General features: G+C 36.2%; 14 protein-coding genes. 1 reads left to right on the plus strand and 13 read right to left on the minus strand.

Going from position 1 to position 12,992, the window contains the following annotated elements:
• Positions 1-22: 22 nt before the first annotated feature.
• The 7 genes from recO to rpsU form a co-directional block, all read right to left on the minus strand.
• A complete protein-coding gene (gene recO / locus IV86_RS06215; RefSeq protein ID WP_002833409.1) occupies positions 23-784 on the minus strand; it encodes a DNA repair protein RecO in 762 nt (253 codons plus the stop codon).
• A 2-nt stretch (positions 785-786) separates the two neighbouring features.
• Complete coding sequence (gene era, locus IV86_RS06220; RefSeq protein WP_002833410.1) at positions 787-1,701, minus strand: GTPase Era; 915 nt, start codon at positions 1,699-1,701, stop codon at positions 787-789.
• Between the two features lie 22 nt (positions 1,702-1,723).
• Positions 1,724-2,113, minus strand: a complete 390-nt coding sequence (locus tag IV86_RS06225; protein ID WP_036673029.1) for a diacylglycerol kinase family protein — start codon at positions 2,111-2,113, stop codon at positions 1,724-1,726.
• Positions 2,091-2,561, minus strand: coding sequence for an rRNA maturation RNase YbeY (gene ybeY, locus IV86_RS06230; protein WP_002833412.1), 471 nt, complete (start codon positions 2,559-2,561; stop codon positions 2,091-2,093). Before ybeY ends, IV86_RS06225 begins: the two co-directional genes overlap by 23 nt.
• A gap of 5 nt (positions 2,562-2,566) precedes the next feature.
• Positions 2,567-3,535: a PhoH family protein gene (locus tag IV86_RS06235; RefSeq protein ID WP_002833413.1), complete on the minus strand. Its 969-nt coding sequence runs from the start codon at positions 3,533-3,535 to the stop codon at positions 2,567-2,569.
• An 11-nt stretch (positions 3,536-3,546) separates the two neighbouring features.
• Positions 3,547-3,990: a GatB/YqeY domain-containing protein gene (locus IV86_RS06240; protein ID WP_002833414.1), complete on the minus strand. Its 444-nt coding sequence runs from the start codon at positions 3,988-3,990 to the stop codon at positions 3,547-3,549.
• A gap of 61 nt (positions 3,991-4,051) precedes the next feature.
• The gene (rpsU, locus tag IV86_RS06245) at positions 4,052-4,237 is read right to left on the minus strand and encodes a 30S ribosomal protein S21 (protein ID WP_002830340.1); all 186 of its coding nucleotides are present in this window, start codon (positions 4,235-4,237) and stop codon (positions 4,052-4,054) included.
• A gap of 198 nt (positions 4,238-4,435) precedes the next feature.
• On the opposite strand from rpsU, the gene IV86_RS06250 reads away from it, so the two are divergent.
• Positions 4,436-5,245: a pyruvate, water dikinase regulatory protein gene (locus IV86_RS06250; RefSeq protein ID WP_002833415.1), complete on the plus strand. Its 810-nt coding sequence runs from the start codon at positions 4,436-4,438 to the stop codon at positions 5,243-5,245.
• 62 nt (positions 5,246-5,307) lie between these two features.
• Here IV86_RS06250 and IV86_RS06255 read toward each other — a convergent pair whose 3' ends face one another.
• From IV86_RS06255 to hisS, 6 genes are all read right to left on the minus strand, one after another.
• A complete protein-coding gene (locus IV86_RS06255) occupies positions 5,308-6,198 on the minus strand; it encodes a deoxyribonuclease IV (RefSeq protein ID WP_002833416.1) in 891 nt (296 codons plus the stop codon).
• A complete protein-coding gene (locus IV86_RS06260; RefSeq protein ID WP_002833417.1) occupies positions 6,195-7,406 on the minus strand; it encodes a CDP-glycerol glycerophosphotransferase family protein in 1,212 nt (403 codons plus the stop codon). The genes IV86_RS06255 and IV86_RS06260 overlap by 4 nt, the downstream gene beginning before the upstream one ends.
• Positions 7,399-8,556 (minus strand): CDP-glycerol glycerophosphotransferase family protein, encoded by a 1,158-nt coding sequence (locus IV86_RS06265; RefSeq protein WP_002833419.1) that lies wholly within the window; start codon positions 8,554-8,556, stop codon positions 7,399-7,401. Before IV86_RS06265 ends, IV86_RS06260 begins: the two co-directional genes overlap by 8 nt.
• Before the next feature lie 10 nt (positions 8,557-8,566).
• Positions 8,567-9,445, minus strand: coding sequence for a YitT family protein (locus tag IV86_RS06270; RefSeq protein ID WP_002833420.1), 879 nt, complete (start codon positions 9,443-9,445; stop codon positions 8,567-8,569).
• 154 nt (positions 9,446-9,599) lie between these two features.
• Positions 9,600-11,381, minus strand: a complete 1,782-nt coding sequence (gene aspS, locus IV86_RS06275) for an aspartate--tRNA ligase (protein WP_002833421.1) — start codon at positions 11,379-11,381, stop codon at positions 9,600-9,602.
• Between the two features lie 13 nt (positions 11,382-11,394).
• Positions 11,395-12,669, minus strand: a complete 1,275-nt coding sequence (gene hisS, locus IV86_RS06280) for a histidine--tRNA ligase (protein WP_002833422.1) — start codon at positions 12,667-12,669, stop codon at positions 11,395-11,397.
• Positions 12,670-12,992: the final 323 nt, after the last annotated feature.

A 12,992-nucleotide genomic window follows, 5' to 3' on the forward strand; every position in this document is an offset into this window, starting at 1 on the left:
ATTTAGTTAATTGTCAAATCACTTAAATTTCCCATTTTTTCATTTGATCAATAAAGCTTCGACTTTTCAAATTAATTCCAACTTGATTTTTATAAATATCAGCTGTTAAATTCCAAATTTCTTGTTTGGTCTCTTTTGAAATGGAGATTTGTCCTAACTTAAAAATACTAACCGCACTTAAAATTCCGATTATTCGCGCACTCTTAGGTTTTAAATGCCAACGATGCTCATCTCGTTCCCAATGACTTTGACATAGCATTCCACCGAACGCTTCTGAATAGTCTAGAGGCAAATCGGTTCGCCCACAAATCACACAGTGATCCCAAGTGATTGATATCCCAAACGAATTTAATAATTGAATTTGGATTAAATCAGTTATAATTTCAGCATCATTTCCAGCATCAATTAAAATTAATGCGCGATTAATCCGCTCAAACCATGATGTGATTTTGACATTATCATCAAAAGCCGCATCAACTAAATTAAGAACAAAGGTTGCGTAAGCATTTAACGTGATATCTTGAAAAATATTTTCAAATTGCTGAACATCTAGTGCAGCATTAATATACGACAAACCGTTACTACGAATTAGCCCCGTATACTGACCATGACTAAATGGTAAAATCGCTGATCTTAACTTAAAATCTACTTTTTTGGCATTTCTAATGAAAAACATTCGCTTACCATGCTCTTTAGTTAGAAACTTAACTAACAAATCATTTTCGCGATGGCTTCGTTCAAACATTACAATGCCATTAAAATCAGCATTGGCGACTGTGTTCACTTTTAATACTCATCCTTTTTGTAACCAAATGATTGCAAAATTCCTTGTTTATCACGCCAACCTTCAGAAACTTTAACCCATAGTTCAAGATAAACACGGCTACCTAGTAAGTGTTCAATATCTAAACGGGCACGGCTACCAATTTCTTTAAGCATTTTTCCGCCTTTACCAATTACAATTCCCTTTTGTGAAGAACGGTCAACAATAATCGTTGCTTGAATGTTAACCAATCCCTCATCATTAGATTTCATCGTTTCAATTACCACCGCAACTGAATGTGGAACTTCCTGACGGGTCAATTGAAGTACTTTTTCACGAATTAACTCTGAAACAACAAAGCGTTCTGGATGATCAGTAACCTGATCATCAGGATAATACTTAGGTCCTTCAGGCATGTGCTGACTTAAAGTTGTCACCAATTCGTTAATATTATTACCTTGAAGCGCCGAAATCGGGAAAACTTCTGTCCAATCCATAGCATCTTTATATGAATCAACAATCGGTAATAATTCGTCCGGGTGCACTAAATCGATTTTATTGATCACAAGATAGACTGGTCGATCGGTAATTTTCTTTAGCCGTTCGATAATGTAATTATCACCAGCTCCTCGAGGTTCGTCAGCGTTAACCATAAACATAATTGCGTCTACTTCATTTAATGAAGACATCGCTGATTGCACCATAAAGTCTCCCAATTTATTATGAGATTTATGGATACCCGGCGTATCAATAAAAACAATTTGTTCTCGATCAGTCGTATAGATGCCTTGGATTTTATTCCGAGTTGTTTGAGGAACGTTACTCATAATAGCAACTTTCTGCCCGATCACGTAGTTTAAAAATGTTGATTTTCCTACATTAGGACGCCCTACAATAGCAACAAATCCTGAGTGAAATGCTTGATTGTTTTCTTCCATATTTTATATCCGTTTCTTTAATTTAGAATAACTTACTACCAAAAATTAATAACCCAGTTATGGCCGCAAATAGCGCTGTGACAAGCACACCACTAGCTGCAATATCTTTTGCTTGCTTAATTAACGGGTGGAATTTACCGTCAGCAGCTAAATCTGCTAATCGTTCAATGGCTGAATTTAAAATCTCAGCAACCAAAACTGCTGCAATGCATCCTAAAATCATAATCCATTCCAACAAATTCAACGCAAAAATAAATCCCGCAATAATAATGACAACCATAATCATCAAGTGATAACGGAAATTACGTTCAGTATTAAACACTTCCCTCAATCCATGGCCCGCGTGGCCTACAGATTGGAAGATTGAACGATTTTTTTTCGTTTGATGCTTATCGCTTGAGGCCATAGGCATTCATAATTTCTTTTTGAAGGGGGAACATCTTTTCTTGGTCTTCTTTTTCCATATGGTCATATCCATTTAAATGAAGGAAACCATGAACACATAAAAAGCCTAATTCACGCTCATAAGAATGACCTAAAAATTCAGCTTGTTCAGCAACTTTATCAACTGAAATCATCAAATCTCCGATGTTTGCCGGAATTTCCTCCGCCATTTCAGGATCCATAATAATATCCTCATCTGCATCGTTGATTGCAAAGCTAATTACATCAGTTGGACGATCAACGTTTCGATACTCTTTATTAATTTGATGTATTTCATCATTATGCATTAATGTTACTGAAATTTCCGTTTCTTCATCTAAATGCAAATAATTTCCAGCAAATTCAAGAATATCGGTAATTAATTCGAGATTTTTAGGATTTTCTTCCTTAGTATGATCAAATGTTTGAATATCCATCAGATTTATCCTTTCGCTTCTTTGTCATCGTAGGCTTGTACAATCTTAGCCACTACCGGATGACGAATAACGTCGTTAGCTGTAAAGTTAACGAATTCAATTTTATTGATTCCTTGTAAAACCAATTGTGCTTCTTTTAATCCACTTCGCGTACCACGTGGTAAATCAATTTGAGTAACATCCCCATTAACAATCATTTTAGAACCAAATCCTAAACGGGTCAGGAACATTTTCATTTGTTGATTAGTGGTATTTTGAGCTTCATCCAAAATTACAAAAGCATTATCTAACGTCCGACCACGCATATAAGCCAATGGAGCAATCTCAATGACTCCTCGATCTAACAAGCGTGTGGTATGCTCTGCACCAATAATTTGATACAAGGCATCATATACTGGCCGTAAGTAAGGATCCACCTTCTCTTTTAAATCCCCAGGTAAAAATCCCAGACTTTCACCCGCTTCAACCGCAGGACGTGTTAAGATAATTCGTTCTACTTCACCTTTCTTCAAGGCTGCAATGGCCATAACCACCGCTAAGTATGTTTTACCAGTACCCGCAGGGCCAATACCAAAGGTCACATCATTATCGTTAACGGATTGAACGTACTGCCTTTGACCAAAGTTTTTGATTCGAACTGGTTTTCCTTTAGCATCTTTAATCAAAATTGTAGAATACAAATCTGGAAGATAATCCAAAGTTCCCTTTTCAACCATTTTCATTGCACTTACAAAATCAGCGCTGTTTAATTGGACACCCGACCTTAAAATTTTTAATAAAGTCTTCAGTACTTCGTAAGTTTGTTCGACTGCTTTTTTGGAACCTTTAATTGTGATTCGTTCACCAAATGGTAATACTTTTACATTCATCCCTTCTTCAAGCACCGGGATGAAACGTTCCTGATTTCCCAATAGTGAAACTTCTAAATTTGGATCAGATAATATTAGATTTTTTTCAAATACTTCTTCGGTCACGTAAACGTCCCCTAACTTAAGGTATTTTTTACGATTTCATTGACTTTAGAACCGTCTGCTTTTCCCTTAACTTTTGGCATTAATTTAGACATTACTTTACCAAAATCAGCTTTAGAAGTAGCACCCGTTTCAGCAATCACATCACTGATAATCGTTTGGAGTTCTTCGTCAGATAATTGTTCTGGCATATACTTTTCAACAACTTTTAATTCTGCTTCAGTTTCTTGAACAAGGTCATCACGTCCACCCTTTTGAAACTCATTGATAGACTCTTTGCGCTGCTTGTAAGCACGATTGATAACCGCAGCAAAGTCTTCATCATTCAATTCGTGGCCAACTCGTCCTTGTTCATTTAAAATTTCAGATTTAATCATTCTAATCACGCTTAAACTAAGTTTATCATGCGCTTTCATAGCTGTTTTTAAATCATTATTAAGTTGTTCAGTAAAATTCATGTTTAAATCTCCCTTTTAAGTATACAAAAAAAGCTCCTGAAATTCAGGAGCAATGATCGGATTAGAAACGCTTCTTGTTCTTACGTTTTCTAGCAGCTTCCGATTTCAACTTGCGTTTTACGCTAGGTTTTTCGTAAAATTCACGTTTACGATATTCTTGTAGAGTACCGGACTTTGACACCGTACGTTTAAAGCGACGAAGAGCGTCATCAAGTGACTCGTTTTTGCGAACAACTGTTTTTGACAATGTGATTCCCTCCCTCCGAGCTTCGAAATAACAATTCGTACTAAGTACTCATGTTTCTTAAATATTATAACTGAATAAGTTATGACCGTCAACATAAAATAAATAACTGTGGCGATAATTATTTATTTATCAGAAAACGTTTTCTAACTTAAAGCAACTATGTTAATATCATACCAAAAGACTGAGGAGTTAAACAATATGGAAAAACAAAAAAAATCAATTAATATTTACATTCTTTCAGATTCTGTCGGTGATACGGGTGATCAAGTCGCTCATGCAGCAGCCGCTCAATTTCTAGATGTGGAATTTAATTTTGCTCGTCATCCGTTTATTCATACAATCTCTTTACTAGATAGTATTTTGAATAAAGCCGTCCGTGAAGATGCAATGGTTTTTTCCACCTTTGTAAATCCGGAATTGAATCAATATGCTGCCGATTTTTGTAACCAAAACACTTTAAAATATTTGGACGTATTGACTCCAGCAGTGAATTTATTTGCTGAAAAAACTAATCTCGCCCCTGAAAATAAACCTGGACGCACCCACTCACTAAATGCAAAATACTTCGATAAGATTTCGGCAATGGAGTTTGCGGTTACCTATGATGATGGAAAAGACCCTGCTGGCTTCTTAAAAGCTGATATTGTCCTCTTAGGGGTGTCTCGAACCTCTAAGACACCTCTTTCACTCTACCTTGCTAACAAGGGCTACAAGGTCGCTAATTTGCCTCTGGTACCTCAAACTCAAATTCCAGATGAAATTTGGCAGGTAGACTCTAATAAGATTTTTGGACTAACTACCACTAAAGAAGTTTTAAATAATATTCGTCGGCAGCGCATGATTGCTTACGGTTTAAATCCAGAATCGTCCTATTCTAATATGGATAGTATCAATAAGGAACTTCAATCTGCAGACGAACTCTTTAAAAAAATTGGTTGTTTAGTAATTAATACTGCTAATAAATCTATCGAGGAGACCGCCACAATTATTATGGAAAGTCTCGTATAAAACCAAAAAATGTCATAAGGCACCGAGATAAATATCTCGTTATCATTGCCCTATGACATTTTTTAATTATTGATGATTTTTTCAATCAATGTATCATAAAATTTACCACTCTTAAGCATTGCAAGCTCTAGTTGATATGGAGAATGCTTTTTAGCATCTGGATCTTTTACCCATGGTGTCTCTAAAATTTTAGGAACGTTTTGAAATTTATCAAAATTAGCAATATAATGTAGCGCCTCAAAGCCAATGGTTCCAAATCCAAGATTTTCATGGCGGTCTTTGTGACTGCCCATTTCATTTTTAGAATCATTTAAATGAATTACGCCAATTTTCTGCAAACCAATAATTTGGTCGAATTCATCCATTACATCATCGAAATGGTTTTTAACATCATATCCCGCATCATTCGTATGACATGTATCAAAACATACGGATAATTTTTCGTTGTGCTCTACTCCAGTAATAATTTGCTGAATTTGTTCAAAGTTAGTTGCAACTTCAGTTCCTTTTCCCGCCATGGTTTCTAACGCAATCTTCACATTTTGCTCTGGTGTAATAATTTGATTTAATCCCTCAGTAATTGACGCAATCGCAGCGTCGGGACCTGCTCCTACATGCGCTCCTGGATGTAAGACTAACTGGCTAGCCCCTAAAGCATCAGCCCGTTTAACCTCTTCTTTTAAGAATTCCACGGCGAATTTGAAACTTTCGGGTTTAAAAGTATTTCCTAAATTAACAATGTATGGGGCATGAACCACGACGTCTTTAAAATCATGTTCTGTAAGTAAGGCGCGTCCTTCAGGAATACGTAAATCTTCAATTGCTTTGCGGCGTGTATTTTGGGGAGCTCCTGTATAAATCATCAAAGCATTTGCCCCATTTTCAATACTCGTTTCAACGGAGCCTAAAAACATTTTCTTTCCACTCATACTGACGTGTGAACCAATAATCATTTTTCATCCCTCCGATAGTTAATTTTTTCTATGACTTGTTGAGCAGCTGTCCCTCTTTCCCAACTTACAAAACGCTTGGCAAATTTGTTAAAGCGCTCTGGATCAAGCTCCGCAAAATTATTTTGAAGAAGTTGATCAATTTCAGCTAATAAATGTGTTTCATCGGTAACAATGGGACCTGGTAGCTCAGTATAATAATCAAAATAAAACCCTCTCAAATCATCTCGGTAATATTCCAGGTCATACGCAAAAAATAACATTGGTCGTTTTAAAATAGCAAAATCAAACATTACAGATGAATAATCCGTCACCATTAAATCTGTAATCAGATAAATTTCATTCATATCAGTTGTTGAATCAATAACTACGCGATCTTCAAATCCCTTAATATCAATTCGATCTGTTACAAGGTAATGTGGTCGAATTAATAACATCACATCTTCAGGAAGTAATCCCATCATTTTTTTTAGACTAAAATGCCATCTAAAATGATAATGTCCAACACTGATAAAATCGTCTTCTCGCCATGTTGGCGCATATGTCACGACTCTTTTTTCTCCATTGCCAATGATTTTTTGCTTTAGTGCCCTAATCTCAGTTGGTTGATTTTTTTGAACTAATATATCATTACGCGGATAACCCGTTTCTAGAAATTGGTTTTTGAATCGAAAAGCTCGTTTGAAAATATCCTCTGAATATTGGTTTGCAGCTACTAGGTAGTCCCATCGTTTAGCTTCACTAACAAATTCTTTTAGGTACTTTTCTCGCGTGCTTCCGGGTAATTTCACCTGATCCATGTCTATCGCTAAATGTTTTAAAGGTGTACCATGCCATGTTTGAACGTATTTAGTATTCCGATTTTTTTTCCACCAAGTGGGCATTCTTGAATTAAAAATCCAATAATTTGCTCTTGCTGAAATCCAAATCCATTTTAATGACCATCTTTTTAAGATTTGAGCATTCGGATATTGTTGTACAATTTCATCATAAAATTGACCTTTAATTCCCCAATAAAGTAGTTTAGCAGTTTGATTATCCATCTCCAAAAGCTGATCGTAAATTGCCTTAGGGTTATCGGTTAATCCCTTACCATTAAAACTTTCAAATAAAACTACTCCTTTTTTAATGGGTAATAAAGTTAAAATATCGTTGATAACAATCAATACGTAGCGAATGATAATTTTTAGTTGTTTTTTTAAATTACTCATCTGTACATCTCTCTTTAACTTGCTTAATTAATCGGGCACTAGAATGACCATCATTCAATGTATTCCATTGTTGATTTAATTTATGAATCACATTCTTATCTGAATTGCCAAACAAAATTGCGTCATTAAGTTGTTCCACAGTATTTACCATTTGGTTTAGAAAGGCTGCCTTAAAGCTAGCCTGAATTCCTACCGTTCGTTCAAACTCTTCTAAGTCATAAGTGAAGAAAATTACAGAACGCGCATTATCTAATAGGCTAAAATCAAAAGCTATAGACGAATAATCAGTAATCAGAGTATCAGCAACACAGAGTAACTCCTGAGTTGAAATAAAATGGTCCACCATTATCACTCGATCAGGAGATGCATCAACAATTTGACGTTCCACATTAGCTAGGTGGGGATGTAAACGTACTATCAATACTGCATCCTGAGGTACCTTAATTTTGCGCCAGTCATCTGGAAGGCTAAATGAAACATCTTTGCGATAAGTTGGTGCGTACAAAATCACTCTTTTTTGGGTTAATTCTGGAAGTTTTGTTTGAATTTTTTTTCGTGCTTTTTCTATCCAACTTTCTTCAAAATATTTATCGGTTCGTGGATATCCAATTCGATCAATTTTGTTGGAAGCTACATGCCAACTTCGCTGAAAAACATCAGCCATTTTTTCAGAACCAACTACAATTTGGTCAAAACTATCATAAACTCGCTGAAAACGTTGTTGATCTTCCACCGAACGATGATATGTACTCGGATCTTCCCAACCAAAAGCTTTAATAGCTCCGTTAGCATGCCACATTTGAATGAAATAATCTTTTTTGGTTTTATTGATAGCACTTAATTCTGGATAATAATTGTCAAAAAGTGTCACTCGGGCCAACTTGATGCCTTTAACAAAGCTCGTAACTTGAAACTTTTTAAACTCGATGGCATGTTTTATGATGTGCCCCTGTTGCAACTGTAAAACATTTTCTTTGACGTTTGTTTTATAGACGATTAAAACTTCGTCTGAACCAAACTGTTTTACTAACTCTCTAATAAAAGTTTCGTTACCAGCAAAGCTCATAAAATAGGCTACTTGGTACTGTGCCTTCTTGGCGCCAAACGCCAAACGAGCTAATCTAACTAGTAATAAATATATTTTTTTCAAAATAAACTCCTTACAAAGTAGGCTCGTAAAAATGTCCTAATATTTTAATCGTATCGGTGATACTTACAAAGGCATGGGGATCAGAGACCTCCATCGCCGCTTCCAATTCCGGCATTTCATAACGCGATACAATGGTGAAAAGGACGGTTTTATCCTTATGATTATAAGCTCCTTCCGCCCCATGGACGATTGTAATACCGCGCCGCATATTATTTTGGATACTATCGATCACACTCTTAGGACGGTCCGTAATAATCATCACTTGCATCCGTTGCTGTCGTGTATATGTCATATCCATTACTTTAGCGTTAACAATTAATCCAATTGTTGAATAAAAAGCGTATGGCCAGCCATATAGAAACCCAGCAGCTACAACGATCAAAATGTTAAAGGCAATGTTGATACTTCCAATACTATGCCCTGTTTTACGCAAAATTGTAATTCCTAAAATGTCTAAACCACCGGTCGATATACCACTTTTGAGTGCTAAACCTGTCCCATAACCATTGACTGCACCACCAAAAATTGCACAAATTATAGGGTCTGTTGTCAAAGTCATTGGATGTAAAAATTTAATCATCACACTGGCTAAACCAACGGAAATAACCGTAAAAACGGTAAAACGTGGACTAATCGCAATCCAAGCTAAGATGAACAACGGTACATTTAGAGCGAAAAGTAAAATGGCAACTGAAACGTCCATTGACAAAAATCTTTTTAGAACCGTTGATACTACCTGAGCTGCACCGGTAATACCTGAAGCATAAATATGGCCCGGCGTCCAAAAAAAGTTCATCGCGATCGAAACCAAGATCGCATAGATAAACGATGTTGAAATTCTAGCCACGTATTGGTGACGTTTTGCAATTTTTTTGATTTGATGATCCATTATATATATCAATCACTTTCTTAGTTTATTTAACTCTAGTTTAATATAACATTTTCAGTCACTTGAAATGAAGACTGATACTCATTTAATAATTTTTTATATATAATCCAATAAAAAAAGAGGATTTAACCATCCTCTTTTTTCTAGTTTCTTATTAGTCTTCTGGTTTACGAACATCAACATCTAATGATAATTCAGCTAATTGTTCTTCTGAAACCATTGTTGGAGCTTCTGTCATTGGTTCTGATGCCTTAGAATTCTTAGGGAATGCAATAACATCACGAATATTATCACGTTTAGCTAATAATCTAGCAAAACGATCTAAACCAATTGCTAAACCGCCATGTGGTGGGAAACCATAATCGAGCGCTGTTAGTAAGTAACCGAATTGTTCATTGGCACTTTCTAGACTGAAGCCAAGTGCTTTCAGCATCTTTTCTTGAAGTTCACGTGTGTTAATACGAATTGAACCACCGCCTAATTCAAGTCCATTTAAAATGATGTCATAACTTTGAGCATGGGCTTGATGAGGGTCTTCGCCTTCATCTAGATAATGAATATCTTCTTCATTTGGCATTGTAAATGGATGATGAGCAGCAACCCAGCGTTGGTCACCTTCATCATAATCAAATAACGGCCAATCTACTACCCAAAGGAAAGCAAATTGATCCTCATCGATCATATCAAAACGTTTAGCAAGTTCAACACGGAGATAACCCAATGTATCACCAACAACCTTGGCACGATCCGCAGCAAACAATAGTAAGTCTCCTACTCGAGCCCCTGTTTGTTCCATAATTTGTTTTTCAGTTTCTGCATTAAAGAACTTAGCAACTGGACCACTGAAACCATCATCTGTAATCTTCAACCAAGCTAATCCCTTAGCACCAAAGCGTTCTACGTATTTACCCAGTTTATCAATGTCTTTTCTAGATAAGTTGTTAGCTCCATCAGGAACAGCAATCGCCTTAACTACTCCGCCGTTAGCAACTGCCCCACTGAAAACTTTAAATTCTGAGTCAGCCACAATTGAACTAATATCTTTTAATTCCATCCCAAAACGAACATCAGGTTGATCTGTACCGAAGCGGTCCATCGATTCTTTCCAAGAAATTCGATCAAATGGTAATTTAACATCAATATCCAAAGTATCCTTCATTACGCGAGCAATTAAGCCTTCCGTAATATCTTGAATTTCTTCAGCAGTTAAAAAACTAGTTTCTAAATCGATTTGCGTAAATTCAGGTTGACGATCTCCACGTAAATCTTCATCTCGGAAACAACGTGCTAATTGGTAGTAGCGGTCAATTCCAGCTCCCATTAAAAGTTGCTTAAACAACTGTGGTGATTGAGGTAAGGCATAGAAATGTCCTGGGTAAACCCGAGAAGGTACTAAATAATCACGAGCTCCTTCGGGGGTCGACTTTGTTAAGTCAGGTGTTTCAATATCTAAGAAACCCTGTTCATCAAGATAACTATGAACAGCTTGCGTAATTCGATTACGGATTTTAAGACCTTTAAGCATTTCTGGACGACGAAGATCCAAATAACGATATTTCATCTTCAATTCATCAGAGGCACTTACTCCATCCTCAATATCAAATGGAGGTGTCTTAGCTGAGTTCAAAATCTTAGCTTGTTGAACTTCCACTTCAATTTGTCCCGTCTTCATTTTAGGATTAACGTCTTTTTCCTTACGTTGTTTGACAATCCCAGTTACTTCAAGGACATATTCATTTCTTAATTGATCAGCAATTTTCAATGCATCAGCCGAAAATTCTGAACTAAATACTAATTGAACGATCCCTTCACGATCGCGAAGGTCAATAAAAATTAGTTGTCCCAAATCACGACGTTTTTGAACCCATCCTTTTAAAGTTACTGTTTGGCCAGTATACTGTTCATTTACTAAACCAGCGTATGTTGTTCTTTTCATTAGTCTTCCTCGCTTATTTTAAAAGATCTTTTAATGTATTAATTTCGCTTAATGCTACGGTACGTTCTTCTCCAGAATGCATGTCCTTTAATTTAAAGACTCGATCATTCATTTCAGATTCGCCAATGGTAACCACATACTTAGCGTTCAGCTTATCCGCTGATTTAAATTGAGCTTTCGGTTTACGATCAAGATAATCTTGTTCAGTTACAAAATTCATTTGACGGAGTTCATGGACAACCTTAAGAACATCATTTTGAACAAGATCGCCAATTCCAACAACATAAAAATCAAGTTGTTTACTTTGAAGAGTGGTTTGTGTTTCAGCATTTAATAATAAGAGCAGACGTTCAACTCCTAGTCCAAAACCAACTCCAGAAACTTCAGGTCCTCCTAATTCTTCAACCAAACCATTATAACGACCTCCAGCACAGATAGTAACATCTCCCTTTCCTAAAGGAGAATCTGCAATCATAATTTCAAAAATAGTATGGTTATAATAGTCCAACCCACGAACCATGGATGAATCCACAACGTAGTCTACTCCTAATGTATCAAGTTCTTCTTTAACACTTGTAAAGTGCTTTTGAGCATCTTCAGTTAAGAAGTCTAAAATCTCCGGAGCATTTTCAACAATCTTTTGATCGTTTTTATCTTTGCTATCTAGAACACGTAAAGGATTTTTATGGAGACGAGCTTTAGAATCATCACTCAATTCTTCAAAATGAGGTTCCAAATAATCAATCAATGCTTGGCGGTAACGATCACGACTCTCTTTATCACCTAGCGTATTGATAACTAATTTTAGTCCCGAAACCTTCAACTTTTTAAGAAAATCCATCCCCATCATGATTGTTTCAACGTCAATTTTAGGGCTATCACTACCGAATGCTTCTACCCCGATTTGGTGAAATTCACGTAGTCGGCCAGATTGTGGACGTTCATAACGGAACATTGGTCCCATGTAGTAAACTTTTACCGGTTTCTGGTGTTCTGGTCCATATAACTTATTTTCAACAAATGCCCGAACCACTCCGGCTGTTCCTTCTGGACGTAACGCAATGTGGCGTCCACCTTTATCATCAAAATCATACATTTCTTTGGTAACAATATCAGATGTATCCCCAGCACTTCTTGAAAAGACTTCAAACTTTTCAAAAATTGGTGTACGGATTTCTTCGTAGTTATAAAGTGCAAATGTTTCGCGAGCATTCTGTTCAACAAATTGCCATTCTTTTGAAAATGGCGGTAATATGTCTGCTGTTCCTTTTGGTTTTTGATACTTCATTTATATTCACCTCAAATATTTTTCAAAGAAAATAAAAAACGCCCTTGATTTAACAAGGGCGTCTTGACGCGGTACCACCTTAGATTTGTACTCTACGGCATATATAATGGGTGCCGACCAAATCTCCAAGGTGTCTTCAATATGACGCATGCACTCTTTTTCAGCAACCGAGCTCTCTTAGCCATGTCGTCAATATTTAATAGTCCTTTTCATCGATTTATATTAACTTTAGTTATAAAAGTACTAGAAAAAACCATATTAGTCAAGGCGAATTCTTCAAGTAAGTACCCTTAAAAATTTGCTATAATGGATACTAATAATAA

It is taken from the genome of Pediococcus pentosaceus, assembly GCF_001437285.1.
In the GTDB taxonomy this organism is placed as follows: Bacteria; Bacillota; Bacilli; order Lactobacillales; family Lactobacillaceae; genus Pediococcus; species Pediococcus pentosaceus.